The organism is Halobaculum magnesiiphilum (genome assembly GCF_019823105.1).
In the GTDB taxonomy this organism is placed as follows: domain Archaea; phylum Halobacteriota; class Halobacteria; order Halobacteriales; family Haloferacaceae; genus Halobaculum; species Halobaculum magnesiiphilum.
Genome location: NZ_CP081958.1, coordinates 2,456,192 through 2,480,443 on the forward strand (window position 1 = coordinate 2,456,192; position 24,252 = coordinate 2,480,443).

At 69.4% G+C, this 24,252-nt stretch carries 29 protein-coding genes and 1 tRNA gene; 16 read left to right on the plus strand and 14 right to left on the minus strand.

Annotated elements, in window-relative coordinates:
- The first annotated feature begins 72 nt into the window (after positions 1-72).
- The 4 genes from K6T50_RS12535 (at position 73) to K6T50_RS12550 (ending at position 2,170) form a co-directional block, all read left to right on the plus strand.
- Positions 73-795: a ribulose-1,5-bisphosphate 5-phosphatase gene (locus K6T50_RS12535; RefSeq protein WP_222606923.1), complete on the plus strand. Its 723-nt coding sequence runs from the start codon at positions 73-75 to the stop codon at positions 793-795.
- Complete coding sequence (locus tag K6T50_RS12540) at positions 792-1,448, plus strand: ribulose-1-phosphate aldolase (RefSeq protein ID WP_222606924.1); 657 nt, start codon at positions 792-794, stop codon at positions 1,446-1,448. The genes K6T50_RS12535 and K6T50_RS12540 overlap by 4 nt, the downstream gene beginning before the upstream one ends.
- Before the next feature lie 137 nt (positions 1,449-1,585).
- Positions 1,586-1,735 carry a zinc ribbon-containing protein gene (locus K6T50_RS12545; protein ID WP_222606925.1) on the plus strand — a complete coding sequence of 50 codons (150 nt, stop codon included), beginning with the start codon at positions 1,586-1,588 and terminating at the stop codon, positions 1,733-1,735.
- Positions 1,736-1,834: 99 nt separating this feature from the next.
- Positions 1,835-2,170: a DUF7344 domain-containing protein gene (locus tag K6T50_RS12550; protein WP_222606926.1), complete on the plus strand. Its 336-nt coding sequence runs from the start codon at positions 1,835-1,837 to the stop codon at positions 2,168-2,170.
- Positions 2,171-2,262: 92 nt separating this feature from the next.
- On the opposite strand, the gene K6T50_RS12555 is transcribed toward K6T50_RS12550, so the two are convergent.
- The 9 genes from K6T50_RS12555 to K6T50_RS12595 form a co-directional block, all read right to left on the minus strand.
- A complete protein-coding gene (locus K6T50_RS12555) occupies positions 2,263-2,901 on the minus strand; it encodes a 30S ribosomal protein S7 (protein ID WP_222606927.1) in 639 nt (212 codons plus the stop codon).
- A complete protein-coding gene (locus K6T50_RS12560; protein ID WP_073306653.1) occupies positions 2,901-3,329 on the minus strand; it encodes a 30S ribosomal protein S12 in 429 nt (142 codons plus the stop codon). The genes K6T50_RS12555 and K6T50_RS12560 overlap by 1 nt, the downstream gene beginning before the upstream one ends.
- A gap of 227 nt (positions 3,330-3,556) precedes the next feature.
- Positions 3,557-4,513: a mechanosensitive ion channel family protein gene (locus K6T50_RS12565; RefSeq protein ID WP_222606928.1), complete on the minus strand. Its 957-nt coding sequence runs from the start codon at positions 4,511-4,513 to the stop codon at positions 3,557-3,559.
- 82 nt (positions 4,514-4,595) lie between these two features.
- Positions 4,596-5,021 carry a NusA-like transcription termination signal-binding factor gene (locus K6T50_RS12570; RefSeq protein ID WP_222606929.1) on the minus strand — a complete coding sequence of 142 codons (426 nt, stop codon included), beginning with the start codon at positions 5,019-5,021 and terminating at the stop codon, positions 4,596-4,598.
- Positions 5,022-5,023: 2 nt separating this feature from the next.
- Positions 5,024-6,271: a DNA-directed RNA polymerase subunit A'' gene (gene rpoA2, locus K6T50_RS12575; protein WP_222606930.1), complete on the minus strand. Its 1,248-nt coding sequence runs from the start codon at positions 6,269-6,271 to the stop codon at positions 5,024-5,026.
- Positions 6,264-9,215, minus strand: a complete 2,952-nt coding sequence (locus K6T50_RS12580) for a DNA-directed RNA polymerase subunit A' (protein WP_222606931.1) — start codon at positions 9,213-9,215, stop codon at positions 6,264-6,266. Before K6T50_RS12580 ends, rpoA2 begins: the two co-directional genes overlap by 8 nt.
- A gap of 2 nt (positions 9,216-9,217) precedes the next feature.
- Complete coding sequence (gene rpoB, locus K6T50_RS12585) at positions 9,218-11,047, minus strand: DNA-directed RNA polymerase subunit B (protein ID WP_222606932.1); 1,830 nt, start codon at positions 11,045-11,047, stop codon at positions 9,218-9,220.
- Between the two features lie 3 nt (positions 11,048-11,050).
- On the minus strand, positions 11,051-12,616 hold the full coding sequence (locus K6T50_RS12590) for a DNA-directed RNA polymerase subunit B'' (RefSeq protein ID WP_222606933.1): 1,566 nt from the start codon (positions 12,614-12,616) through the stop codon (positions 11,051-11,053).
- Positions 12,613-12,843: a DNA-directed RNA polymerase subunit H gene (locus K6T50_RS12595; protein ID WP_222606934.1), complete on the minus strand. Its 231-nt coding sequence runs from the start codon at positions 12,841-12,843 to the stop codon at positions 12,613-12,615. Before K6T50_RS12595 ends, K6T50_RS12590 begins: the two co-directional genes overlap by 4 nt.
- A gap of 290 nt (positions 12,844-13,133) precedes the next feature.
- Between K6T50_RS12595 and K6T50_RS12600 the strand changes: the two genes are divergently transcribed.
- The 3 genes from K6T50_RS12600 to K6T50_RS12610 all read left to right on the plus strand — a co-directional run bounded on the left by K6T50_RS12600 (position 13,134) and on the right by K6T50_RS12610 (position 14,928).
- Positions 13,134-13,206: transfer RNA gene (locus K6T50_RS12600), tRNA-Asp, on the plus strand.
- A 256-nt stretch (positions 13,207-13,462) separates the two neighbouring features.
- A complete protein-coding gene (locus K6T50_RS12605) occupies positions 13,463-13,894 on the plus strand; it encodes a group I intron-associated PD-(D/E)XK endonuclease (RefSeq protein WP_225935318.1) in 432 nt (143 codons plus the stop codon).
- Positions 13,895-13,971: 77 nt separating this feature from the next.
- Entirely contained in the window at positions 13,972-14,928 is a 957-nt protein-coding gene (locus K6T50_RS12610) for a GAF domain-containing protein (protein ID WP_222606935.1), read from the plus strand.
- A 42-nt stretch (positions 14,929-14,970) separates the two neighbouring features.
- Here the strand turns inward: K6T50_RS12610 and K6T50_RS12615 are convergent, their stop codons facing one another.
- Together K6T50_RS12615 and K6T50_RS12620 are read right to left on the minus strand one after the other, a co-directional pair.
- A complete protein-coding gene (locus K6T50_RS12615; RefSeq protein WP_222606936.1) occupies positions 14,971-15,108 on the minus strand; it encodes a hypothetical protein in 138 nt (45 codons plus the stop codon).
- Positions 15,109-15,157: 49 nt separating this feature from the next.
- Positions 15,158-16,318 (minus strand): ATP-binding protein, encoded by a 1,161-nt coding sequence (locus K6T50_RS12620; protein ID WP_425601386.1) that lies wholly within the window; start codon positions 16,316-16,318, stop codon positions 15,158-15,160.
- A gap of 123 nt (positions 16,319-16,441) precedes the next feature.
- On the opposite strand from K6T50_RS12620, the gene K6T50_RS12625 reads away from it, so the two are divergent.
- Together K6T50_RS12625 and K6T50_RS12630 are read left to right on the plus strand one after the other, a co-directional pair.
- The gene (locus K6T50_RS12625; protein ID WP_222608919.1) at positions 16,442-16,915 is read left to right on the plus strand and encodes an Ig-like domain-containing protein; all 474 of its coding nucleotides are present in this window, start codon (positions 16,442-16,444) and stop codon (positions 16,913-16,915) included.
- Positions 16,916-17,029: 114 nt separating this feature from the next.
- Positions 17,030-17,944 (plus strand): hypothetical protein, encoded by a 915-nt coding sequence (locus K6T50_RS12630; RefSeq protein WP_222606937.1) that lies wholly within the window; start codon positions 17,030-17,032, stop codon positions 17,942-17,944.
- A gap of 15 nt (positions 17,945-17,959) precedes the next feature.
- On the opposite strand, the gene K6T50_RS12635 is transcribed toward K6T50_RS12630, so the two are convergent.
- On the minus strand, positions 17,960-18,265 hold the full coding sequence (locus K6T50_RS12635) for a HalOD1 output domain-containing protein (protein ID WP_222606938.1): 306 nt from the start codon (positions 18,263-18,265) through the stop codon (positions 17,960-17,962).
- Positions 18,266-18,606: 341 nt separating this feature from the next.
- Here K6T50_RS12635 and K6T50_RS12640 point away from each other — a divergent pair, with 341 nt between their 5' ends.
- Both K6T50_RS12640 and K6T50_RS12645 read left to right on the plus strand, forming a co-directional pair.
- A complete protein-coding gene (locus K6T50_RS12640; RefSeq protein WP_222606939.1) occupies positions 18,607-19,632 on the plus strand; it encodes a VOC family protein in 1,026 nt (341 codons plus the stop codon).
- Entirely contained in the window at positions 19,632-20,303 is a 672-nt protein-coding gene (locus K6T50_RS12645) for an alpha/beta hydrolase (protein WP_222606940.1), read from the plus strand. Before K6T50_RS12640 ends, K6T50_RS12645 begins: the two co-directional genes overlap by 1 nt.
- A 28-nt stretch (positions 20,304-20,331) precedes the next feature.
- Here K6T50_RS12645 and K6T50_RS12650 read toward each other — a convergent pair whose 3' ends face one another.
- Complete coding sequence (locus K6T50_RS12650; RefSeq protein ID WP_222606941.1) at positions 20,332-20,508, minus strand: hypothetical protein; 177 nt, start codon at positions 20,506-20,508, stop codon at positions 20,332-20,334.
- Between the two features lie 149 nt (positions 20,509-20,657).
- Positions 20,658-21,296, minus strand: a complete 639-nt coding sequence (locus K6T50_RS12655; RefSeq protein WP_222606942.1) for a helix-turn-helix domain-containing protein — start codon at positions 21,294-21,296, stop codon at positions 20,658-20,660.
- Positions 21,297-21,391: 95 nt separating this feature from the next.
- Here K6T50_RS12655 and K6T50_RS12660 point away from each other — a divergent pair, with 95 nt between their 5' ends.
- Genes K6T50_RS12660 through paaE form a run of 5 tightly spaced genes read left to right on the plus strand, consistent with a single transcriptional unit; the run spans position 21,392 to position 24,223 of the window.
- The gene (locus tag K6T50_RS12660) at positions 21,392-22,330 is read left to right on the plus strand and encodes a Phenylacetic acid catabolic protein (RefSeq protein ID WP_222606943.1); all 939 of its coding nucleotides are present in this window, start codon (positions 21,392-21,394) and stop codon (positions 22,328-22,330) included.
- A gap of 2 nt (positions 22,331-22,332) precedes the next feature.
- The gene (gene paaB, locus K6T50_RS12665) at positions 22,333-22,674 is read left to right on the plus strand and encodes a 1,2-phenylacetyl-CoA epoxidase subunit PaaB (protein ID WP_222606944.1); all 342 of its coding nucleotides are present in this window, start codon (positions 22,333-22,335) and stop codon (positions 22,672-22,674) included.
- Positions 22,671-23,537 (plus strand): 1,2-phenylacetyl-CoA epoxidase subunit PaaC, encoded by an 867-nt coding sequence (gene paaC / locus K6T50_RS12670; RefSeq protein WP_222606945.1) that lies wholly within the window; start codon positions 22,671-22,673, stop codon positions 23,535-23,537. The genes paaB and paaC overlap by 4 nt, the downstream gene beginning before the upstream one ends.
- Positions 23,538-24,035 carry a 1,2-phenylacetyl-CoA epoxidase subunit PaaD gene (paaD, locus tag K6T50_RS12675; RefSeq protein ID WP_225935319.1) on the plus strand — a complete coding sequence of 166 codons (498 nt, stop codon included), beginning with the start codon at positions 23,538-23,540 and terminating at the stop codon, positions 24,033-24,035.
- Positions 24,035-24,223, plus strand: coding sequence for a 1,2-phenylacetyl-CoA epoxidase subunit PaaE (gene paaE, locus K6T50_RS12680; protein ID WP_222606946.1), 189 nt, complete (start codon positions 24,035-24,037; stop codon positions 24,221-24,223). The genes paaD and paaE overlap by 1 nt, the downstream gene beginning before the upstream one ends.
- Positions 24,224-24,252 lie beyond the last annotated feature (29 nt).

The following is a 24,252-nucleotide window of genomic DNA, read 5'->3' on the forward strand; positions in this document are numbered from 1 at the left end:
TCGGGACTGCTCCGTCGGCACGACCGATCGACACGACCGAACACCTATGCGGCGGGGGGCCGAGCGCCCGACATGGCCGTCGACGCCGTGTTGTTCGATCTGGACGACACCCTCTACCCGTACGATCCGTGCAACGAGGCGGGCACGCGCGCCGCCTTCGAGACGTACCGCGACCGCGGCGGCGACCTCGACGCCGAGGCGTTCGAGGCGCGACGCGCCCGCGCTCGCCGCGCGACGAAACGCGAGGTCCCCGCGACCGCCAGCAGCCACAGCCGCCACATCTACTACACGCGGCTGGTCGCCGACCTCCCGGGCCCGTTCGACGCCGACCTCGCCCGTGCGCTGGGCGACGCCTACTGGGACGCGTACCTCGCGGAGATGGCGGCGTTCGATGACGCCCTCGACACGCTCGCGACGCTCCGCGAGGCGAACGTCGACGTGGCGGTCGTGACGAACCTCACGACGCACGTCCAACTGCGCAAGCTCGCGGAACTCGGCGTCGACGCGCACCTCGACGCGTTCGTCACCAGCGAGGAGGTCGGCCGCGAGAAGCCCGCCGCGCCCGTGTTCACCGCGGCGCTGGCGAGACTCGACCGGGCACCGTCGGAGGCGCTCGTCGTCGGCAACTCCCCCGCCAACGACATCGAGGGCGGCAACGCGCTCGGCATGGAGACGGCGCTGTTCAACGGACCCGAGGAGGGCGAGGACGTAGGGGACGCCGGCGACCCGGACAGTCTCCGGACGCCGGACCATCGCCTCGACTCCCTGACCGCGGTGACGGAGGTGGCGCTGTGAGCGACGACGCGAGCCCGTCGGTCCTCCGCGAGGCCCGCGAGGCCGTGGTCGAGCACGCTCCCGAGCTCGCGCGGCTCACGCCCGGGCGCACCGGGAACCTCAGCGTCCGCGACGGCGACCGCTTCGCCGTCACGCCGACGGGAGTCGCCTACGACGCGTTCGACACCGGGGACGTTCCGGTGGTCGACCTCGACGGCGAGCGCGTCGCCGGGCGGATGAAACCCTCCAGCGAGGTGCCGATGCACCGACACATCTACCGCGGCTACGGCTCCGACGCCATCGTCCACACCCACTCGCCGTGGGCGACGTCGATGGCCGTGCTCCACCGGGAGCTGCCCCCGATCCACTACATGATCGTCACGGTCGGCAAGCGCGTCCCCGTCGCCGAGTACGCCCCCTACGGCACCGAGGAACTAGCCGCGAACGTCGTCGCCGCCATGGAGGAGGCGAACGCGACGGCCTCCTTCATCGAGAACCACGGCCTCGTCGTCACCGCCGACGACATCGAGACCGCCCTGGAGCACACCACCCACGTCGAGGACCTCTCGCGGCTGTACCTCCAGTCGTCGGCCGTCGGCGAGCCGACCGAACTGCCCGAGGCGGAGCTCGACACCGCCATCGAACAGTTCGAGGGCTACGGACAGGGCGACTGACCGTCGCCAATCGGTCGCCGCCGGCGTCGCCGCGATCGGTCGCCGATGGCGTCGCCGTGGCGTCTCGGCGTCTCCACAGCCGGATGCGACTCCTCCCCTCGGTAAGGACTATGCGCACGGACGCCGTATCATCCCCCATGCCGCCGGCGAGCGTACTCACCTGCGACGGCTGCGGCTTCGAGGCACCGACGGGGGACGACGCGTGGGAGCACGTCACCGATCCGAGGCTCGGGAGACTCACCCGGTGTCCCGAGTGCGGGAGCACGAACGTTCACAACCGTGGCTGACCCGGCGACCGTCGACCGGTGATCGCTCGGCGCGATCCCGTCGCGTCGACTCCCGGGACAGCCGAAACGACAAAGTAGTCAGAATGTAATCTCGGAATCATGTCCGAGGACGCTCGCGTGTCGCCGGAGACGTACGACACGTGGTTCGAACTCCTCGCCGACGAACTTCGGCGACGGCTCCTCTTCGAGTTGGCGGACCGGTCGTCCTCGGGGGCCATCGTGTCGGTCCCCGACGACATCGTCAGACCGAACGAGGACGCCGACACGTTGTCGGTCCACCTCCGCCACGTCCACCTCCCGAAGCTCGCCGACTCGAACGTCATCGACTGGAACCGAGACGCGGGGACCGTCTCTCAGGGCCTCGCGTTCGACCGGATCCGACCGGTCATCCGGTCGGTCCGATCGATCGACGACATCGGTCGACCCGAGCGCTGAGCACGCGGCGAACGCCGTCGCTCGCGGTCGGCGATCGGAACGAACGCGAGAAACGCCGCGGGGGCGCCGCGATCGTCGGTGCCGTGGCGCGGTTAGCGCGCGGCGGCGGCGACGCGTTCCGTCTCCTCCTTCTGGGAGATGGAGTACGTCTGCACGTCGTAGCGGGCGGCGCCGATGAGCTGGTCGGCGAGCGCGTCGGCGGCGCTGGTCGTCGTCTTGTAGCTGGCGCCCTGGACGCCCGCGGCGATGAACTTCAGCGACTGGTCGACGCGGCGCTGGGGGGCCACGTCGACGGCCTTCGGGACGGAGATGCCGCCGTACTTCAGTCGGACGGTCTCCTCGCGCGGGGCGGCGTTCTCGACGGCCTCGACGAGCACCTGCACCGGGTTGTCCTCGGTGCGCGAGTGGATCGTGTCGAAGGCGTCGCGGACGATGCGCTGAGCCTGCTGCTTCTTGCCGGTGTTCTCCTCGGTCTGCATCAGACGGTTGATGAGCCGCTCGACGAGGGAGATCTCGGACTTCTGGAACTGCTTGGACGCGTGACGCCCCTGCGTGTGCGCGATGGGGGTCACGTTCATGTACTTCCGGGTGGACGGGTCGGAGTACTCGATCTCCGAGACGTCCCACTCGCCGAACAGCAGGGCGTTCTCCGCGGCCTGCTCGGAGTCGGCGGGCGCGTCCGGGTCCGGTGCCTCGGCCTCGTCGTCGACGTCTTGTTCTGACTCGCTCATTATCGGACGGGCTTCTCCGCGTTGCCGCGAACGAGTTCGATCATCGACACGCCGTTCACCTTCTCGACCTTGTAGTTGACGCCGGAGAGGTCGCCCATGGCGCGACCCTTCGCGCCGCCGATCCCCGCGATGGTGACCTCGTCGTGCTCGTCGATGAACGAGATGGCGCCGTCGCCGGGACAGAACGCCGTGACCTGTTTCCCGTTCTTGATGAGCTGGACCCGGACGCACTTCCGGATCGCCGAGTTGGGCTGCTTCGCCTCGATGCCCACCTTCTCCAGGACGATACCGCGACCCTGGGGGGCGCCCTCGAGGGGGTCGGACTTCTCGGAGAGACCGCGCTCGCGTCGCGCGTACTCCGAGTCGGACCACCGCCGCTTCTGGCGGTCCTTCTTGAGCTTCCGCGCGGCGTATTTGCCGTTGGCCATCGTACACCCCCGTTTTCGGCCGTGCTACGTAAGGGTTCCCTTTCGATCTCGGCGAGACGGACGGAGAATCGATTAGCGGTGCCTCTCGCGGGATCTGAGCGCGTCTCGTGGTTGCCTCTCGCGGCCGTAGCGGCGGTTTCGGCGCGCGTCGGTCGCTCTCCGGGCGTCGCTGGTCGCCGCAGCGACGCGGCGACACCGAGCGGCCTCACCCTGGACTCGCGTTCCGTTCACTCCGCGGGTCCCGTGGCTCCGTCGCTGCCGCGGTCTTCGTCGCCGCCGCGGTCTCCGCCGGCGCCGCGATTCCCGTCGCCGTCGGCGACCGTCACGCCGACGTGGCCGGACAGCTCCCGGTCGCTGGCGGGACCGAGGGTGATCCCGGCCTCCTCGAAGCGGTCGATCACTCGGGCGCGAAACCGCGACCGGATCCCGAGGAGGTCGCCGTCGGCGGGCTCGCGCACGAGGAACTCCGCGCGCAGCGCGACGGTCCCCTCGCCCAGGTCGGCCACGCGCGCCTCCGGGGCCGGGTCGGGGAGCGCCCGTGGCTCGGCCTCGGCAGCCTCGACGATCAGCTCGCGGGCTCGGTCGATGTCGTCGTCGTACGCGAGGTGAACCGTCTCGGTGACCCGGAAGCGGTCGCGGCCGTACGGACGGGTGATCGTGTTGCCCGTCAGCTCCGTGTTCGGGACGGTGAGCGTCTCGTAATCGAGCGTCCGGATCCGGGTCACGCGGAAGTCGACCGCCTCGACGACGCCCTCGCCGCCGGACCACCGGATCCAGTCGCCGACGTTGAAGTCCGGGTCGGCGACGAGGAACAGCCCGCTGACGAGCGACCCGAGCACGTCGCGGCCGGCGGTGCCGACCGCGAAGGTGAGCGCCGCGATGAGCAGCGCCGACTCGGAGAACACGGCGCCGTACCCGGCCGCGAGCATGCCCGCCACCGTCGCCATTGCGGCGAGCAGCACCGCCAGATACGTCTCGGTCGCCGACTGGATCGTCGGGTTGTTGCGGTTTCGCGACCGGACCGCCCGGACCGCCAGCGGGAACACCGTCGCCCGCGCGAGGAGGTACACCGCGACGGTCACGGCCGCGAACACGACGACGTCGACGAGCGCGCCCCCCGACGCGAGCAGGTCCTCGGGCACCGGGATCGGCGGGACTCCCGTCTGTAGCGGCGTTGACAGCATGCCCGACTCGACGGGAGAGTCGGTGAAGAACGTGTGGTCGGACGCGCCCGACCGTCGAGGGAAGCGGAGCCGATCGACCGGGTCAGGCCAACTGCACGTCGTCGATGTCGAAGTGGCGCCTCGCGAGCGCGCGCGCCACATCGATATTTCGTCCGTCCGCGCCGATTGCGACGCCGCGGTCGGCGTCGACGACCTCGACGTACGCGACGACGTCGTTCTGCCGGCTGATCGTCACGCCCCGCACCGCCGCCGGCGCGAGCGCGTTCGCGACGAACGCCTCGGGCGTGTCGGCGTCCTCGACCAGCTCGACGGCGGCGCCGAGCCGCTCCTCGACGCGCTCGACGGTCTTCCCGCCGGGGCCGACCGCGTCGGCCATCTCCCCTGCGGGGATGAGGAAGACGACCCGGTCGCCGTCCTCGAACACGAGACAGTCCGTCGGCGCGACGCCGACGAGCTCGTCGAACGTCCCGATGTACCGCCGTGCCTCGTCGGTGATCTCCACGCGCACCGTCAGTCGTCCGCGGACGGTGCCGGGTCGGGCGCCGAGCCCATCCGCAGGTCCACGTCGCCGGTGCCGATCGACACCGGCTTCCCGACGATGACGTTCTCGATGACGCCGTTGAGGTCGTCGGCCTCGCCGTGGATCGCCGCGTCGAGCAGGTGGTTCACCGTCACCTCGAACGCCGCGCGCGCGAGCACGGAGTCCTTCGACCCGGAGATGCCGTGGCGACCGATCGACTCGACGGTGCCGCGGTTCGTCATGATGTCCGAGACGAGCATCAGGTGGCGGATGTTCACGTCGTCGAGCCCCTGCTCTTCGAGCGTCTCCATCGTCTCGTCGATGATGGTCTCGCGGGCCGCCTCGACGCCGAGCGTCCGGTAGATCTCGTGGATGTTGTTACACGTGGTCCGGGAGGCGTCGACGCCCTCGATCTCCAGGGCGTCGGCGAACGCCGACCCCTCGGTGTAGAGGACGTACTCCTCCTCGCCGTCGTCGACCTCCTCCTTGCGGATGACGACGCGGGAGACCTCCTCGATCCCCTTGAACACGATGTCCCGGAGCTCCTCGACCAGCTGGAGCAGCTCGCGGTAGCTCGGCTCGTCGGGGCCGAACTCGATCGTCGTCCCCGAGTGGCGCGTGGAGACGCCCAGCGAGTCCTCGATGATGTCGGCGACGATGCCGGCGACCTCCGTCGGCTCCTCGTGGGTGGGCCACCGCTCCAGCAGCGTCTCCTCGTTGAGGTCGACGCGCACGATCATGTCCGCGACGTTCGTGGACACGTCGCCGAGCGCGAGGATCTTCGTCGCCTCCAGCTGCCAGACGACCTCGTGGGCCTTCTCGCGGTCGGTCGCGTGTTCGTCGTCCAGGTGGACGACCATGATCGGCGTGTCCGGGGTCTTGCGGGCGTCCACCAGCTCGATGAGCCGGGGGAGCCCCTGGGTCACGTCCATCTCCGCGACGCCCGCGTAGTGGAAGGTGTTCATAGTCATCTGCGTCCCCGGCTCCCCGATGGACTGCGCGGAGACGGTCCCCACGGGGTCCAGCGGGTCGACGCGCGTGTCGAGGTAGCGCGACTCGGCGGCCTGGGCGATCTCGTTGGCCTGCTCGGGCGTCACGCCGCCGCGGCCGTCGATGTTCTCGTAGATCTCGTCCTTCAGGCGTCGCGGCAGTTCGGTGTCCTCGACGACCAGCGCGATGTCCTCGGTGACCGTCTCGTGGGCGTCGACGAAGCGGTCGACGGAGCCGCCGTCAGTCATCGCCCACCCCCACGCCGCCGGCCTTGTCAAGCCCGGGGCCGGCGTACTCCGACAGGTTCGTCGGCGCCTCGCGGCGGCCGAGGAAGCGCTCCTTCTCCTCCTCGGAGCCGAACTCGGCGTCGACGATGCGGTCGGTGATCTGCTCGATGTCGATGGGGGTGTCCTCGTTGGAGGAGACCTTCACCGGCGAAGTGCCGTCCTCGCCGAACTCGAACTGGACGATGGTGCCGGAGGTGTCCCGCACCGTGCCGTCGTACTGCGTCTCGAGCTCGGAGAGGGCGTTGATGAGGCGACGCTGCAGGTACCCGGACTTGGAGGTCCGGACCGCAGTGTCGACCAGCCCCTCGCGGCCGCCCATCGCGTGGAAGAAGAACTCCTCGGGCGTCAGCCCCGAGCGGTAGGAGTTCTCCACGAAGCCGTGGGCCTCCGCCGAGAGGTCGTCGGCCTCGTAGTGCGCGAGCGTGCGGTCCTCGTAGCCGCGGTTGATCCGCTCGCCGCGAACCGCCTGCTGGCCGACGCAGCCGGTCATCTGGGTCAGGTTCAGCATCGACCCGCGGGCGCCCGAGCGCGCCATGATGACCGCCGGGTTGTCGTCGGCGAAGTGGTCCTCGGCGATCTCGCCCGCGCTGTCGCGGGCCTTGCCGAGCGTCTGCATGATCTTCATCTCCAGCGTCTCGTCGATCGTGCGGCCCGGTAGGCTCTCGAGGTCGCCGCGCTCGTACGTCTCGATGAGCTCCTGGACGCGCTCGTAGGCGGAGTCGATCGCCTCGTCGACCTGCTCGGTCGCCTCCGGCGGGATCGACTCGTCGTCGATGCCCAGCGAGAACCCGAAGTGCATGATCGAGCGCATCGCCAGCGACGCCACCTCGTTGATGAACACGCGGGCGCGCGTCTTCGAGTACACCTTGGTGAGCGTGTCGACGATCTCGCCGCCGAAGCCGCCCACGGCGTCCTCGTCGATCGTCCCCTCGACCAGCTGGCCGTTCTCGATGCGCACCATGTCACCCGTCGAGGAGGTGAACTCCAGGTTCAGGTCGTCGGGCAGCAGCTCCGAGAACACGGTCTGGCCCGTCCAGATCGGCTCGTCGGCGTCGTTCGTGCCGTCGGGCTCGGGCAGCTCGTCGACCGAGGTCGCCCGAAGCAGGTCCAGCGCCTGCGTCTCGGTGAACTCGGGGTTGTCGTGCGTGAGCAGATAGGTGCCCGAGATGTGGTCCTGGATGGCCCCGATGATGTTCTCGCCGAAGCGGGGACTCAGGATCTGCTCTTGCACGCGCATGAGGACGCGTGCCTCCGCGCGGGCCTCCTCGTTCTGGAGCGCGTGCATGTTCATCTCGTCGCCGTCGAAGTCGGCGTTGTACGGCGGACAGACGACGGTGTTCAGGCGGAACGTCTTGTACGGCATGACCACGACCTCGTGGGCCATGATCGACATCCGGTGCAGCGAGGGCTGTCGGTTGAAGATCACGATGTCGCCGTCGACGAGGTGACGGTTCACCTCCCAACCGGGCTCGACCTTCTCGGCCAGCTCCTCGCAGTTCTTCTCGGTTACCTTCAGCCGGCGGCCGTCGGGCCGCTTGACGTAGTTGGCGCCGGGGTGGGCCTCGGGCCCGTTGCGGACGTACTGCCGGGCGCGGTCGATGTTGCGCTCGGCGACGTTCATCACCTGCGTCATCTCCTCGGCGACCCGCTCGGGGACGCCGACCTCGTTCAGCGAGAGGGTGGGGTCGGGGCTGATGACGGTCCGCGCGGAGAAGTTCACGCGCTTGCCCGACAGCGAGCCGCGGAAGCGACCCTCCTTGCCCTTGAGGCGCTGGGAGAGCGTCTTCAGCGGGCGGCCCGAGCGGTGACGCGCGGGCGGCGTGCCGGAGATCTCGTTGTCCACGAACGTGGTGACGTGGTACTGGAGCAGCTCCCACAGGTCCTCGATGATGAGCTGCGGGGCGCCGGCCTCGCGGTTCTCCATGAACCGCTGGTTGATCCGGATGATGTCGACCAGCTTGTGTGTGAGGTCGTCCTCGGAGCGCTGGCCGTTGTCCAGCGTGATCGAGGGGCGCGTCGTGACCGGCGGGACCGGCAGCACGGTCAGGATCATCCACTCCGGCCGGGACTTCTGCGGGTGGATGCCGAGCGGTTCGAGGTCCTCGTCCGGGATGTCCTCGAACCAGTCGCGGATGTCGCTCGGCATCAGCTTGTTCATGTCCTCGACGGTGAGGTCGATGCCGAGCGCCTTCTCGATCGCCTTGCGGTCCTCCTTGCGCGGGCGGAACTCGCCCGAGAGGATCTCGTTGATGCGGTCGAGCGCGATGCCCGTCTCGTCGGCCAGATCCATCGGGGAGATCGCCTCGCTCTCGTCGACCTCCTCCTCCTCGTCCTCGGGCTCGTCCGGCTGCATCGCGCGGGTGATGAGCTCGGAGTAGTCCCCCGAGAGCACGTCCTGCACCTCGTAGTAGGTGGTCGGCTTCTCGTGTTTGATGTCCGCCTGCGGCTCGCCGCAGTGCGGGCACGTGCTGGCCTTGCGGGCCTGCCGGACGGCCGATTTCAGCACGTCGGTGGGGTCGCCGCCGAGGTCCTTCGTCCGCTTGAGCTTCTCCTTGTACTCCTCTTTCTCCTCGGCGGTGAGCGCGAGGCGGCCGCAGTTGCGGCACGTCGCGCGCAGCAGCCGACGGATCAGTTTCGTGAAGCCGACGTGGATGACGGGGGCGGCCAGCTCGATGTGGCCGAAGTGCCCGTTACACGACCCGGAGTGCTTGCCGCAGGTGCGACACTCCAGCCCGGGGTCGATGACGCCCAGGCGCGGGTCCATCAGCCCCATGTCGATGGGGTAGCCGTCGTCGTCGTAGGTGTCCGCGGTGATGACCTTCGTCGCGGACATGTCCCGATACGTCTCCGGGTCCATCAGCCCGAAGTTGATGCCGCCGATCTCTTTGGGTGTCTGGCCTGCCATTGTTAGACTGCGTCCTCAAGTTCGAGGGTCGGTCGAATGCCGAGCGCCTTCATCTCGTCGAGCAGCAGCTTGAACGCGTAGCTGATCTCCATCTCGTGGATGTCGTCCTCGTCGCCCGTGATGGGGTCGTAGATGCGACGCTGCTCCACGTCCTCGACGGCCACCATCCCCGTCTCCTCGGAGATGTACACCGTCTCCTTGTCGGAGGCGTCGAGCAGCCGCTCGTTCAGCGCCATCGCGGCGCCGTGCCCGATGAGCACCTCGCGCTCCATCTCGCCGACGCGGAGGCCGCCCTCGCGGGCGCGCCCCTCGGTCGGCTGCCGGGTGAGCACCTGCACCGGCCCGCGCGAGCGGGCGTGCAGCTTGTTGCTCACCATGTGGTACAGCTTGTGGTAGAAGATCGTCCCGACGAAGATCTCCGCCTCGATCTTCTCGCCGGTGACGCCCGAGTACATGACCTCCTTCCCGGAGGACTTGTACCCGTGTTCCTCCAGCGACGAGCGGAGCTTCTCCTCTCCCTCGCCCTGGAACGCCGTCCCGTCGACGCGGCGGCCCTCCAGCGAGCCGACCTTGCCGCCGAGCATCTCCAGCACGTGGCCCACCGTCATGCGCGACGGGAGCGCGTGCGGGTTCATCACGAGGTCGGGCACGAGCCCGTCCTCGGTAAAGGGCATGTCCTCCTGGGGCGCGAGGTGGCCCACGACGCCCTTCTGGCCGTGGCGGGACGCGAACTTGTCCCCGAGCTCGGGGATCCGCTCGTCGCGCACCGAGACCTTCGAGAGCTTCGAGCCGTCCTCGCCCTCCATCAGCGTCACCGTGTCGACGACGCCGGACTCGCCCGAGCGCATCGTGACGCTGGTCTCGCGTCGCTTCTGCGGGGAGAGGCCGCCCATGTCGTCGGGCTCCTCGAGGAACCGCGGCGGGCTCGTCTTCCCCAGCAGGACCGAGTTCTCGTCGACCTTCGTCTCGGGGTTGACGAGGCCGTCCTCGTCGAGGTGGGTGTACGCGTCCTCGCCGCGGGCGCCGCGCACGTCCTGGGAGGGGACCTCGAAGCGGTCCTCCTGGCCGCCGGGGTAGCGGCGCTCCTCGCCCTCGTAGGTGCGGAAGAAGTGCGAGCGCTGCATCGCGCGGTCGACGCTCCCCTTGTTCATGACGAGCGCGTCCTCGATGTTGAACCCCTCGTAGGACATGACCGCGACGACGAAGTTCTGTGCCGCGGGGCGCTCGTCGAACCCGATCTGTTCGGTGGTCTGCGTCTTGACCATCGACAGCTGCGGGTAGTGTAGGAGGTGCTGGCGGGTGTCCGGCCGGATGCGGTAGTTGGCCGAGGGAAGCCCGAGCGACTGCTTCATCATCCCCGCGCCCATGGTAATGCGCGGCGAGGCGTTGTGCTCGGGGTAGGGGATCATCCCCGCGCCGATGCCGAAGATGAGCTGCGGGTCGATCTCCAGGTGCGTCGTCCGGGAGTTGACGTCCTCCTCGTCGGTGGCGACGTAGATGTCCTCCTCCTCCTCGGCGTCGATGAACTCGACGATCCCGTGGTCGACGAGGTCCTCGAACTCGATCTCGTCGTTCTCCAGCGCCTCGATCGTCTCGTCGTCGAGGAGCGGCTCCCCGTTCTCCACGACGATGAGCGGGCGCCGGGCGCGCCCGGCGTCGGCGTTGACGATGACCTCGTTCGTCCGGTCCTTCACCGAGACGTTCACCATGTCGGAGACGTCGCCGCGGCGGCGCGCCTCCCGGATCTGTGACGCGAGCTGGTTGGGGTCCGGGTGGGTCCCCACCAGGCTCCCGTTGACGTAGACTTTCGCTTCTCGTTGTTGGCTTGCCATGTGTTAGTCGTCCGCGGATGCGCGGTCAACGCCCTCGATGCCGGGGATGCCCTCGACACCCATGGACGCGAGTTCTCGCTTCAGTCCCTGTTCGTCCTCGATGTTCTGGGAGAGCTCCATCGCCTGCGCGAAGTTCTTCACCAGCCCGCAGTTCGGGCCCTCGGGGGTCTCGGAGGGACAGATGCGACCCCACTGGGTCGCGTGCAGGTCGCGCGCCTCGAAGTGCGGCTGCGACCGCGAGAGCGGCGAGCGGAGGCGACGCAGGTGCGAGAGCACGCCCATGTAGTCCGTCCGGTCGACGAGCTGGGAGACGCCCGAGCGGCCGCCCACCCAGTTCCCCGTCGCGATGGGGTGTTCGAGGCGCTCTGTCAGCACGTCAGAGCGAACGACGGTGTTGACGGTGAGCTGCCGGTTACGCATGTTGGCGCGCTCCAGCTGGTACTTCACGTCGCGCGCCAGCTTGTTGAGCGCCGTCCGGAACAGGTCCGTCATCAGGTCGCCCGAGACCTTGAGGCGCTTGTTGGCGTAGTGGTCCTTGTCGTCGGACTCGCGGCGGTCGAGCGCGAGCTCGAAGCACGCCTCGGCCATCCGGCAGAGGTAGTACGCCTTGTTGATGCGGACGTCCTCCTCGTCGACGCCCTCCTCGTGGAGGTGCGGCAGGAGGTAGCGGTCGATGACGTAGTTCGCCCGCTTGAGCTGGTAGTTCTTCCCCTGGCCCGAGGCGACGCGCTCGCCGAGGGTCTCGATGGCCTCCTCCTCGGTCTGCACGTCGGCCTCCTCCAGGTTCTCCAGCATGAACTTGACAATCTCCGGGTCGTCGGAGACGCGGTGGACGATCTCCTCGTCGGACTCCAGCCCGAGCGCACGCACGAGCGTGACGAAGTTGACCGAGCCGGACACCGAGGGGAAGCTCACTTCGAGCAGCCCCTCGCGGTTGCGCTCACAGAGGACGAGCGCACGGTAGCCGCGCCGTTGGGAGAACGTCTTGGCGACCTGGATCTCGTCGCCGTACTTCGAGTCGTACTCGGCGAGGATCTTGTTGGGCGCGAGGTCCTCGCTGGTCATGAGCACGCGCTCGGAGCCGTTGACGATGAAGTAGCCGCCGGGGTCGACGGGGTCCTCGCCGATCTCGATGAGTTCCTCGTCGGAGAAGCCGGAGATGTTACACTTGTTCGAGCCGACCATGATCGGCATGCGGCCGACCTTCGTCTCGGTCTGGTCGACGACCGTCTCGGGTTCCTCCTCGCCGCCGCGGATGATCTTCATCTCCATGAAGACCGGGGCGGCGTAGGTGATGTTCCGGAGGCGCGCCTCCTGCGGGTACAGCAGCTCCTCGGAGCCGTCGGCCTCGCGAACGCGGGGGGTCGTCATCCGCACGTCGCCGAGTTCGACGTAGACGGGCTCTTGCCCCTCCTTGTCGCCGATGTCCGTCTCGATCGTCTCCTTCTCGTCGACCACGCGCTGCATGCCGCGGTCGAGGAAGTTGTTGAACGAGCGGAAGTGGTGCTCCGCGAGCCGCTCCTGGGAGAAGTACTCCCGCGAAACGGAGCGGCGTGCCTCTCTGTTCATTCTACCACCAGGCGGTAGACGACCGCCGTGTCGGTGGTTCGCGAGTCCCGTTCGACGCGGACCACGTCGCCCGCCTCGGCCTCGTCGGGCATCGCGGGGTCGGTCCGCTTGATCTTGGGGAGATCGGTCCGTTTGACGTTGTACTCCTCGAGCACCTCCTCGAGTTCGCCTTCCTCCTCGAGGAGCGTGTGATCGGGTACGAGTTCGTGTTCGCTTACGTTTACCATGGCTTGGTGAGATTCGTGGTCGCGCGCGGCCGTGTTTGCTGGGGAGAAGTCTTCACGAGATACTACGGCGGTCTATACGACCCGGCCACATAACGCTTGTCAAACGACTTGGGGACCGGTCGCTGGTCACCACACCGCTTGCACGAATCATCGATCCCGCTCCGTGGATATGAACGTTACGGCGCACGGTATCGCGGGACACGGCGCGATCGGATGAGAAGTCTTAATTATGTACCCGGGAAAGGAATGGATGCGCAGAGGCGAGGTGGAAACCCGCCGACGCGATGCATGCCCGGATGGTGTAGTGGCCCATCATACAACCCTGTCACGGTTGTGACGCGGGTTCAAATCCCGCTCCGGGCGCTTTCTGACGACGCAACGACGGCGAGCGAAGCGAGCCGTCCGCGTCGTCGAAGTTTCCTCACGAGCGGATTTGAACCAGGGAGTGAAGCGAGCGTAGTGAGCGGAACGACCGCGGTTCAACTCCCGCTCCGGGCGCTTCTTCAACTCGCAACGTGAACGGGGAGCGTTGCGACACGTCCGTGTCACACTGGACACGCTTCTCGTTGTGGCGAGACCCCGTTCCAACTTTATATTCCAGAACAAGCTATCCCTGAATATGTCTCATGGGGCGGTGAACACCAAACAGGTAGGCGACGAAACCGAAGCCGACGCGCTTCGAACCCTGATATCCAACGGATATAACGTCTCGATCCCGTTCGGTGACAACGACGCGTACGACCTGGTGGTCGACAACGGAGACCGACTATTCCGAGTTCAGTGCAAGACCGCTTGGCAGAACAAGGCTGAGACGATACGGTTCAATACACACTCACAAACGACGCGGGATGGCGAGTATCACGAGACGACGTACGGCGGTTCGGTCGACGCGTTTCTCGTTCGATATCCCGAGACGGGAACGTTCTATTGGATCAGAGTCGATGACGCAACATCACAGAAGATGGAACTTCGGTTCTCAGCCGACATCGACCACCCTGCGATCAACTGGGCCGAAGAGTACGAGTTTGATGGGGCGATTCCCTGCGAATAACTACTCTCCGTGGATAGTAGAGAAACAGTCTGCTCGGCCAACAACCTATTAGCCCACGGCCTCCCGCCGTGAGACAGATGACCGCGAACCGCCTGCTGCACGTCGACGCCGACCGCGACCGTCGGCGGGTGCTCGCCGACCGCGTGGACGCGGACGGCCGGTTCGCGGCCGTGCCGGAGCCGTGCGGGGAGGCGGCGCTCGACACCCTCGGGCACGAGGCGTACGACGCGATCGCCGTCGGGCAGCCGCTTCCGAACGGGACCGCGGCGTTCGTCCGCCGCGTGCGCGGCGGTTATCCCGACCTCCCGATCGTCGCCTACGGCGACGGGGGATCCGCCGACGGGGAGACGCTCCGCGCGCTGTTTCGCGCCGGCATCACCGACCATATCGTGATCGACGACGCGACCGCCGACGGCGACAGCGTCGCGTCCGCCGACGGGGTCGGCGCCGCGACCGCCGCGCTGATCGACCGGCTGGACGACGCCGTCGAAGTGTTCCACGACCGCCAGCGCACGGACCGGGGCGCGGCCGCACTCCGTCGCCTCGGCGAGGCGATCGCCGGCGCGCCGACGGACCTGGACGGCGCCGTGGAGGGGCTGCTCGCCGCGGTTCGCGCGACCTACGAGGTCGACTACGCCGGGCTGGCCCGGATAGCCGGCGACGACTTCCGGTTCGTCGCCGGCGACGGCACCGAGGAGCTGTGTGCCGCCTTCGACCGAACCATCCCGCTGGAGGAGACGTACTGCGCGACCACCGTCGGCGAGCGGCGTACCATGGCGTCCGGCCCCGACGGGGGAATCGCCGATCGCGGCTGTCCTCCGATCGGTCGCCGGCTGGGGATCGAGTGTTACCTCGGAACGCCGGTGTCCGTCGAGGAGGAGCTGTTCGGGACGCTGTGCGTCGTCGACCGCTCCCGCAGGCAGGGGTTCGCGGGGTGGGAGCGGACCGGGATCGAACTCGCGGCCCGCTGGCTCGGCCGCGAGTTGTCCCACGACCGCGAGAAGACGCGACTCCTGGCTCGAAATCGCGAGTAGCCGGAGGACCGCGGGCGTTCGTTCGGAGGACGGTTCGGGAACTCAGAGGACGAACAGCAGGAACGCGAGCAGGAACCCGGCTGACATCAGCAGCATCAACACCACGAACACGCCGAGCACCGGCTTCTCGACGGCGCCGGCGACGAGCTTCTCGCTGATCGACCCGCCGTCGGCGCTCACGACCGCATCACGTCCATACCCACGCTTGGCGAGCGTCGCGGATAACGCTTCACTCCTGGCGGCACCCGTCGTGCGAGCGCTCGCACCCATCGAGCGGCCGATCGCTCGCACGGGGACTGGCGCCGCCGTCCGGCGTCCGACGCTCGCGCACGCGGACCGTGCTCGCGGTCTCGCTCGCGTCGTCGACGACGAGCGCCTCGCCCACGCCCGTCGGGAGCCGTTCGGCGAGGCCGTCGGCGACCGCGAGGGGTCTGGCCGCCGCGAGCGCGTCGATGTCGGCGCGGCTGTGGAGCCGATGCGCCACCAGCAGATCCGCCTGCGACACCGCGACCGCCGGCAGCGCCGCGGGCCGCTGGGTCGCACACGCGAGCGAGACGCCCGGGGCGCGCCCCCGGGTGAGGATCGTCGCCAGCGCGTCGCCGGCGACGCCGTCGAAGAAGGCGTGCGCCTCGTCGACGAACAGCCACGGGAGCCGGTCGACCGTCCCACGGACGCGCGCCTCGTAGAGCCCGCGGGCGACGGCAGCACACACCGCGCCGGCGGCCGGTGCCGGGAGTCCCGAGCAGTCGAGCACCGTCGGCTCGCCGGAGGCGAGCGCACGCGGCGTCAGCCCGTCGGGGTCGAACGCGTCCCACTCGGCCGCGAGCGCGAGGTGCGCGTCCGCGGCCCGGCGGGTCGCTCGCCCGGCGTCCGCGTCGGCGACGTACTCGCGCGCCCCTGCCACCGAGGGAGTCTCCGCCTCGGCGACCGCGCGCCACACGAGCGAGCCGACCGCACCCGCCGGGTCCAGGTCCAGCAGCCCCGGCCACGCCGCCGGCGGGACGGCGTTCGGTCGAACCCGCGGGCGACGGTGGACCGTGCCGCCGTCGACTGCGAGGCCGTCGAGCACGCCCATCGGATCGACAACCACGGGCGCGAGCCCGTCGGCGGCGGCGACGCCCTCGGCGAGTACCGCGAGGGTGTGGGTCTTCCCCGCGCCGCGCTTGCCGACGACGAGCGCCGCGTGCGGCCGGTCGATGTCGACGCCGACGCGCGCCCCGACGCTGTCGTCCGGGGCGCGATACCGGCCCAGCGGCGCGACCGGCCCGTCGGTCCGTCGCCCGCCCGCCCCGGATCCACAGGCCCCTCGGTTGCCCGCCCCGAACCCGCCGATATCTCCCGGTTTCTCCGGGAATCGGGCTCCTTCGCCCTCGTTGCCGATCACGTGCACGGCCGGGATGCCCCCGCCATCGAGGAAGAACCCTCGTGCGAGCGTTCAAGTACGAAACCGGAACCACCGGGACGTGTGTCACCCGACAGCTCCCGCCCGTTTCGAGGTGTCGTCCGCGGACGGATCCGTTCGCTCGCGGCGACCGAGCGCCGCCGATTCGCCGAACTCCGCCGCGACAACCGCGCCATCGAGGGACTCCCGGTCCGACTCGTCATCGCGCTCGTCGTCGGCGTCGCGAGCCTCAGCGTGATGTTGAACATGGTCAGCGGGGTGGAGGGGCTGGCCGTCTCGGAGCTCGACGTACGCCCGTCTCCGGAGGTCACGACGCCGGGCGAGCAGGAACTCGCGCTCACGGTCGTCGACCCGGACGGCCGACCCGTCGCCGGAGCGACCGTCGTCGTCGCCGGCGACACGGCCCGACTCGACGGCGTCGCGACCGGGCGAACCGGGGCGAACGGCACGGCGACGGTGACCGTCGCCCCGACGCTCGGACCGAACCGCGAACAGGGGACGCTCTCCGTCTCGATCAAGCCGCCGGCCGGCGGGCAGTACGCGGACAGACGGGGAAATACCCGCGTGCTCGTCGTGGCCGAGTGAGTGGGTGATCTCGAGTGAGCCCTGTGATCCCGAGTGAGCGCCGTGGATCCGGCGGGCCACGCCACGGCGGTCGCCGCCGCAAGGACTATCGCGTCGGATCGAGCACGGCCGCCCGTGCCCTCCATCACGACGCGCCTCTCCGACGGTCTCGACGACGCGCTCGCCCACCTCCCGCTCGCGCTGGTTCCGCTCGTCATCGCGATGTTGGACGCCGGCAAGATCCGGTCCGTGCTCGCGTTCGACGGCGTTCACGTCGGCATCCGGTTCACGCTCCCGGCGTCGGTGCTCTCGACCTGGAGCTTCGTCTCGGTTCCGAACGACGGAACCGTCTCCGCCGGCATCCCGCCGAGCGCGCTGGCGGAGCCGTCGGTTCTCGCGCTCGCGGTCGGCGGACTCCTCGTCTCGAGCGCGCTGGCGGCGGGGTACTTCGGGTCGCTGACGAACGCGCTCGCCGGCGAGCCGTACCGGTTCGCCGAGAACGTCCGCCGGTACCTGCCGGCGTTCCTCGTGTTCACCGTCGCGCCGGTCGTCGTGCTCTCGCCGCTAGTCCTCCTCGCGGGCGCGCCGTCGGCGCTCGGTATCGCCGTCATCGCGCTCGCGCTGGTGGCGATTCTGGTCGCGACGTACCTCCTCTACGCGACGCCGTACCTCCTCGTCCTTCGGGAGACCGACCTCCTCACGGCGGCGCGCGCGTCCTACGCCCTCGCCGTCGACGGCGGAGCGTACCTCTCGTACGCGCTCGGATTCGTGGCGGTCGTCGTCGTCGTCTCGCCGGTGCTCTCGGCGATCACGGTCTCGGTTCCGGTCGTCGGGCTCGCCGTCGGCGTCCCCGTCGGTGCGGTTCTCGGACTCGCCGGGAACCTCGCGACGATGCGGTTCGTCGCCGACATCGACCCCGAGAGCGACGGGTTCGACCGAGGCGAGGACGGGGCGGACGTCCACAGCGGCGGACGACCGGATGCGGGCGACGATGGCGAGGATAACACGCAGTCTCCGGGCGACGACGGCTCCTACCACGGAAAGAAGTAGGGGCGGGGCCGCCGCTCAGTCGTCCGCCAGGGGGATCACGGAGATGTGTCCGTCGGCGCGAACGCGGACCCGGTGGCGGAGGTACGTGAACTCGACGAGCGTATCGGCGTCGTCGCCGTGGCTGCAGAGCCGATCGAGCGCGTCCGGGTCGACAACCTCGAACAGCGGCGCGTGTCGCTCGGGGTCCTCCCGTCGGATCGCCGCGGTCGCCTCGACCACGGCGATGCTCGCGTCTATCGCGTCCGGGTCGAACGTGGCGCTGTACTCCCCCGTCTCCGGATCGTGGGAGACGAAGACGGATTCGGCGGGGTCGGGGTTCACTGACATCCCCCCGCGCTGCAGTGTCGGTGTCCACCGATCGGACCCGGCGGGTTGGGGGCGAGTCCGCAGCTAATTCGTCGCCGCCGATCTGCCGTACGGACGGGCGGGTCCCGACCGTGGCGGAGGGCGCTCCCCTGATCGACGTCGTCCTGGTCCATATCATATGAAACGCGCGACTGGTGATTTATTCTTTCGTTCGGTACAGCCGGCGCCGCCGAGGCGGTCCCGAGGCGTCATCGAACCGTTCCCGAGCCGTTCTCGGCCCGCGTCGGCTCGATCACGATCCGGATCTCCGACGCCGGGAGGGCTAACACGGCGGCCCGCGAACGAGGGGTGTTCGAATGCTCACCGACACACCCGGCATTCACCACGTCACGTCGATGGTCGGCGACGCGCGGGCGAACCTCGACTTCTACGTCGGGACGCTCGGGCTGCGGCTCGTGAAGCGAACGGTGAACCATCAGGACGTGCTCCGCCATCACCTCTACTACGGGAACGGCGCCGGCGATCTCGGCACCGTCTACACCTGCTTCCCGTACCCGAACGAGCCGCCCGGCCGCCGGGGGCGCCCACAGATCACCGCGGCGGCGTTTGCGGTCCCGGAGGGCTCGCTCGACTACTGGGACGACCGACTCGACGGTCGGAGCGTCGACGCCGAGCGCGTCGCCCGCTTCGACGAGGCGGCGCTCCGGTTCGAGGATCCCTCGGGAACCCGGCTAGAGCTCGTCGCGGCCGACCAGCCGGCCGACCCGTGGACCGACGGGTCGGTTCCCGAGTCCGCCGCGATCCGCGGGATCCACGGCGTGACCGCGCTGCCGACGAACCCGTTCGCGACCGCGAGCGTGCTGGACACGCTCGGGCTCGACCTCGTCGGCGAGGACGGCGACCGCGTCCGCTACCGCGCGGGCGGCGATCACGCGACGGTCGTCGACCTGCTGGACCGCGAGGCCGACTTCGCCCGCGAGGGGACCGGGAGCATCCATCACGTGGCGTTCCGTGTCGCCGACGAGGACGAGCTTCGCGAGTGGCACGACCTCTTCCGCGAGCGCGACGTCGACGTGTCGCGCATCCGCGACAGGTACTACTACAAGGCGATCTACGTCCGCGAGCCGGGCGGGATCCTGATCGAGCTGTCGACCGAGGGACCGGGGTTCGGGATCGACGAGGAGGAGGCGAACTTCGGCGAGTCGCTGGTGCTCCCGCCGTGGGCCGAGGAGGACCGCGAGATGATCGAGGGACAGCTCCCGACGCTCGACGGTTCGGCCTCGAACTCGGGCGGAGACGGCTACCGAGGCGTCGGCCGAGGCGCCGATGGCGCGGACGACGGCGCCAGCGACGGCGCCGGCGACGACGGAGATTTCGACTGATGTTCCCGGGCGGGACGCTGCCCGACGACCTCCCCGGCCCGCACGCCGGGCAGCCGGTCGTCACCGCGGGCGCGCCGCGGGGCGCGGCGGAAGCGGCGGTCGTGTGTCTCCACGGGCGCGGCGCGACCGCGCAGGGCGCGATCAACCTCTACGAGCCGGTCGCCGGCCACGGGGTCGCGTTCGTCGCGCCGCAGGGTGCGCGGAGCCGGTGGTTCCCGCACGCGGCCGACGAGCCGCGCGAGCGCAACGAGCCACACGTCCCATCCGCCGTGGCGGTCGTCGACACCGTCCTCGACCGGACGCGGGAGGCGCTCGGTCTCCCCCCAGAGGCGGTCGTCCTCACCGGGTTCTCCCAGGGCGCCGCCGTCGCCGCGGAGTACGCCGCCGGGACCGGCGGTCGTCACCCACTCGCGCTGCTCAGCGGCGGGCTGCTCGGGCCGACCGTCGACCCCGGGCAGTACGGCGGTGATCTCGGGGGGACGCCAGTGCTCGTCGCCGGCGGCGCGGACGACGAGCGCGTGCCCGTCGAGCGCCTCGCGGCGACGGCGAGGGCGTTCGAGTCGCTCGGCGGCGACGTGACCGAGCGCGTCTACGAGGGCGTCGGCCACGAGGTCACCGACGACGAGTTCGCGTGGCTGGCGGACCTGCTCGCGGAACTGACGGTCGAGTGAGCGCGAGAAGCAGATCGCGGCGGTCGCCTCACCGCATCGCGTCCAGCGAGCGGACCGTGTCGGACATCAGGTACGCCTCGGGACGCTGCTCGTCGCAGATCTCGAGGGCGTCGAACGTCTCTCGCCCGTCGTCGACGGTGATGCGGTAGGCGCGGCTCGAGAGGGAGACGGGGCGGTCGGCTGTATCGACGTCGGTGCGCGTCACACTCACGGTTTCGGTCGCGCGGGTATAACTGGCGCGATTCGAGCATCTCAGCCCCGAACGCGCCGCTTTACAGCGATTCGAGAATCGGCAGAAATCACCGAGTCGCCGCCCGGTTGCGATCGCGATCGGTCGCCGTGACCGCGGACCGTTCACTCGGCGAACAGATCACGATACAGCGTCGCTTCCGCGCGCCGGAGCCGTTCGAGGAACGCGCTCTTCGACAGCCCCAACTCGGCGGCCACTTCCTCGGAACTGGCCGCCCGCGGCACCGCGAAGTACCCCGCCTCGACTGCCGCGCGCAGCGCCTCCGTCTGCGGCGGCGTGAGCCCGAACCGGCCGGCGACCGGGGCGGGCTCCTCCCGGAGCGGATACGTCCGCGTCAGCTCCACCCCGACCGTCTCGCCGGCCGTCTCCATCACTCCCCGAAGCACCTCGTGGCCGACGACGGCGCCGGTCACCGTCGCGTCGCCGTCGCGGTAGGTCACCGCCTCGACGAGCAGCCCGGCCGAAACGAGTTCGTGGACGACACACGGCTGCTTCGAGAGACACCGGTAGGTGTCGCGCTCCCCCGACCGCGACCGGTGGAGGTAGCGGATCCGATCGTCGGCGTCGAGACGCGCGGCGAGGTCGTCGTCGCGCGGCGCGCCGAAGCGCAACAGGACGTTGCCGTCGGCGCGCAACTGCGGCGGCTCCGCCCGGACCGGCGTTCGCGTCGCCGCCGTCGCCTCCGCGAGCGGGCAGTCGTCGCCGCTCACGCGTACCTCCACGACCAGACACTCCGCGATCATCCGCGAACCATGCGGGATGGTAGCGCACCCTATACTTAAAACACGCGTATGTACGGGTGAACCGGTAAGCCGCACAACGCGAAGGATCGATCGTTATGGACATCGAGACGGTGAAGGAGCGCGCCGGGCCGCGGCAGTTCGGTCCGAGCGACGACATGCCCGAGGAGTACCGTCGGGCGGCGACGCGGATGATCCAGTTTCACGCCAACAGCGAGGTGATGGGCGGGTACCTCGACAAGGAGTTCACCCGCCACGCGCCGTCGCTGGACCGCAAGCTGGCGAACACCGCCAAGGTGCAAGACGAGATCGGCCACGCGCAGTTGCTCTACCGCGCCGCCGAGACGCTCGGCGTGAAGACGCGCGAGGAGATGCTCGACGAGCTGCAGAACGGCGAGGGGAAGTTCCTCAACTGCTTCCACTACCCGGTGGACTCGTGGTACGAGGCGCCGATGATCGACTTCTTCGTCGACGGGGGCGCGATGCGTCGACAGGCGACGCTGAAGTCGACGAGCTGGACGCCGTACGCCCACGCGATGGACAAGGTGTGCTTCGAGGAGGGGTTCCACGTGAAACACGGCGAGTCGATCCTGCGCGAGCTGATGCGGGGGTCGAAGGCGACCCGGGAGCGCACCCAGGAGACGTTCGAGGAGTGGTGGCCGCGCATCCTCCAGTTCTTCGGGCCGACGAACGACGAGTCCACCCACAACGACTTCGCCCAGGAGGTCGGGCTGAAGACGACCTCGAACGACGAACTCCGCAACTCGTTCCTCAACATGTACGTCCCGAAGGCCGAGAAGTACGGGCTGGAGATCCCCGAGTACCCGCGCATCTTCGAGCGCGACGACGGCACGATGGCGGTCCGCGAGGAGGACCTCGACTGGGACGAGTTCTGGACCATCGCGAAGAACGACTACGAGGGGAGCCACGAACAGATCGGCTCGCGCGCCCGCCGACAGGAGGCCGTCGCGTGGGTTCGCGAGAGTCTGGATAGCTGGGAGGGAAGCGCCGCGGGAACGCCGCAGGCGGCCGATTGACCATGATCTGGGAAGTGTTCAGACAGGAGAAGCCGGGCGACTACCATCGCCACGTCGGCAACGTCCACGCGCCCGACCGCGAGATGGCGAAGCTGTTCGCGCAGATCCAGCACGCCCGCCGGATGCAGACCAACTCGCTGTGGGTGGTCCCGCAGTCGGAGATCGGCGAGGTCGACGCCGAGGAGGCCGCCTTCGGCGGCCGCACGGACAAGTCCTACCGGTGGGCGATGACGTACAACGACATCGACGCCTCGTTCGCCAAGGAAGTGGAAGACAGCGAGGCCGAACAGCGCGAGGCGGCCAAGAAGCGCCGCGAGCAGCTGGAATCCGAGGGGGAAGCATGAGCGAGAGTGACGCCCCGGACGACGAACCCGCGGACGCGCCAGCGGCCGCCTCCCTCGACCGCGACGACCTCACCCCGGCACAGCAGGTCGCGCTGGAGGAACTCCTCTTCCGCCTCGCGGACGACGAGTTCGTCCACGCCGAGCGACTCACCGAGTGGCAGATCTTCGCGCCGACCATCGAGTCGGACCTCGCGCTCGCCAACGTCGCGCAGGACGAGTTCGGCCACGCGCGCCTGTGGTACGACCTCCTCCAGGAACTCGGCTACACCGAGGAGGAGTGCATCTGGCGCCGGCCGGCCGACGACTGGACCCACGCGACCCTGGTCGAGCGTCCGTTCGCCGACGACGGCTGGGACGACGCCATCGTCCGCACGTACCTGTACGACGTGGCCGAGCGAATTCGGCTCGAGGCGCTCGTCGACACCAGCTACGCCCCGTTGGCCGACCGCGTGGGCAAGGCGCTCGCCGAGGAGGAGTACCACCGCGAGCACGCGCTCAGTTGGCTCGAACGCCTCGCGAGCGACGACGACGCCCGCGAGCGTCTGCAGGCCGCCGTCGACGACCTGTTCCCGCACGCGCTGTCGGTGTTTTACCCCGGCGAGCGCGAGGACGCGATCCGCGCCGCCGGCTTCCGCAGGGAGTCGCTGGCGTCGATGCGCGAGGAGTGGCTCGACACCGTCGTCCCGACGCTGGAGGGGTACGGGCTCGTCGTCCCCGAGCCCGACGAGGTCGACCGCCCCGAGGCTCGCGGCCGCGACGGGAGCCACACCGACGAGTGGTTCGACCTGCGGGAGGCGTTCACCGAGACGCACCGCGAGGTCGACTTCGAGACGCCCGCACGCCTGCGCGGGGAGGAGGCGTAGATGCCGACCAACATGCCGACGGACGTGCCGGGAGGCTCCCCTGACGACGCCGCGGCCGATGCGCCCGACGGCACCGCCATAGACGACGGCACCGCCGCCGCAGCCGGCGCCGAGGCGTGCGCCTACACCGCCTACGAGAACGGCGAGGCGCCCGAGGAGTACCCGAAGACGGGCGCCGGCGCGACCGGCGTCGATGCCGGCGTGTGGGACGCGCTGTACGAGGTCGAGGACCCCGAGATGCCAGTCAGCGTGGTCGACCTCGGCCTGATCTACGACGTGGCCGTCGACGATGACGGGCGCTGCGAGGTGGCGATGACGCTCACGTACACCGGCTGTCCCGCCCGCGACATGCTCACGAACGACGTGCGCTGCGCCGCCGAGACGGCCCCGGGCGTCGAGGAGGCCGAGGTACGCCTGCGGTACTCGCCGGAGTGGACCGTGGCGATGGTGACCGACGCGGGGCGGGAGGCCCTGCGCGAGTTCGGGTTGAGCGTGTGATGCGCCGAAACGCGCCGGACCCGAGCGTCGCCGCGGGGGTCGCCGGGAGCGACGCGGACGACGACCCCGCGGAGTGCCCGTACTGCGGGTCGACCGACACCGAGCGCGAGCACCCGAAGGGGCCGGGGCTGTGCCGGTCGATGCACTTCTGCACCGAGTGCGGGGAGCCGTTCGAGCGGTTCGGGTAGTCACGGTCGCACCCGGCGGCGACCGCGCG

Coding starts and splice junctions, on each gene's coding strand:
- K6T50_RS12535 (WP_222606923.1), top strand. CDS start 73: ATGGCCGTCGACGCCGTGTTGTTCGATCTGGACGACACCCTCTACCCG.
- K6T50_RS12545 (WP_222606925.1), top strand. CDS start 1,586: ATGCCGCCGGCGAGCGTACTCACCTGCGACGGCTGCGGCTTCGAGGCA.
- K6T50_RS12550 (WP_222606926.1), top strand. CDS start 1,835: ATGTCCGAGGACGCTCGCGTGTCGCCGGAGACGTACGACACGTGGTTC.
- K6T50_RS12555 (WP_222606927.1), bottom strand. CDS start 2,901: ATGAGCGAGTCAGAACAAGACGTCGACGACGAGGCCGAGGCACCGGAC.
- K6T50_RS12560 (WP_073306653.1), bottom strand. CDS start 3,329: ATGGCCAACGGCAAATACGCCGCGCGGAAGCTCAAGAAGGACCGCCAG.
- K6T50_RS12565 (WP_222606928.1), bottom strand. CDS start 4,513: ATGCTGTCAACGCCGCTACAGACGGGAGTCCCGCCGATCCCGGTGCCC.
- rpoA2 (WP_222606930.1), bottom strand. CDS start 6,271: ATGACTGACGGCGGCTCCGTCGACCGCTTCGTCGACGCCCACGAGACG.
- K6T50_RS12580 (WP_222606931.1), bottom strand. CDS start 9,215: ATGGCAGGCCAGACACCCAAAGAGATCGGCGGCATCAACTTCGGGCTG.
- rpoB (WP_222606932.1), bottom strand. CDS start 11,047: ATGGCAAGCCAACAACGAGAAGCGAAAGTCTACGTCAACGGGAGCCTG.
- K6T50_RS12590 (WP_222606933.1), bottom strand. CDS start 12,616: ATGAACAGAGAGGCACGCCGCTCCGTTTCGCGGGAGTACTTCTCCCAG.
- K6T50_RS12595 (WP_222606934.1), bottom strand. CDS start 12,843: ATGGTAAACGTAAGCGAACACGAACTCGTACCCGATCACACGCTCCTC.
- K6T50_RS12605 (WP_225935318.1), top strand. CDS start 13,463: ATGTCTCATGGGGCGGTGAACACCAAACAGGTAGGCGACGAAACCGAA.
- K6T50_RS12610 (WP_222606935.1), top strand. CDS start 13,972: ATGACCGCGAACCGCCTGCTGCACGTCGACGCCGACCGCGACCGTCGG.
- K6T50_RS12640 (WP_222606939.1), top strand. CDS start 18,607: ATGCTCACCGACACACCCGGCATTCACCACGTCACGTCGATGGTCGGC.
- K6T50_RS12645 (WP_222606940.1), top strand. CDS start 19,632: ATGTTCCCGGGCGGGACGCTGCCCGACGACCTCCCCGGCCCGCACGCC.
- K6T50_RS12655 (WP_222606942.1), bottom strand. CDS start 21,296: ATGATCGCGGAGTGTCTGGTCGTGGAGGTACGCGTGAGCGGCGACGAC.
- K6T50_RS12660 (WP_222606943.1), top strand. CDS start 21,392: ATGGACATCGAGACGGTGAAGGAGCGCGCCGGGCCGCGGCAGTTCGGT.
- paaB (WP_222606944.1), top strand. CDS start 22,333: ATGATCTGGGAAGTGTTCAGACAGGAGAAGCCGGGCGACTACCATCGC.
- paaC (WP_222606945.1), top strand. CDS start 22,671: ATGAGCGAGAGTGACGCCCCGGACGACGAACCCGCGGACGCGCCAGCG.
- paaD (WP_225935319.1), top strand. CDS start 23,538: ATGCCGACCAACATGCCGACGGACGTGCCGGGAGGCTCCCCTGACGAC.
- paaE (WP_222606946.1), top strand. CDS start 24,035: ATGCGCCGAAACGCGCCGGACCCGAGCGTCGCCGCGGGGGTCGCCGGG.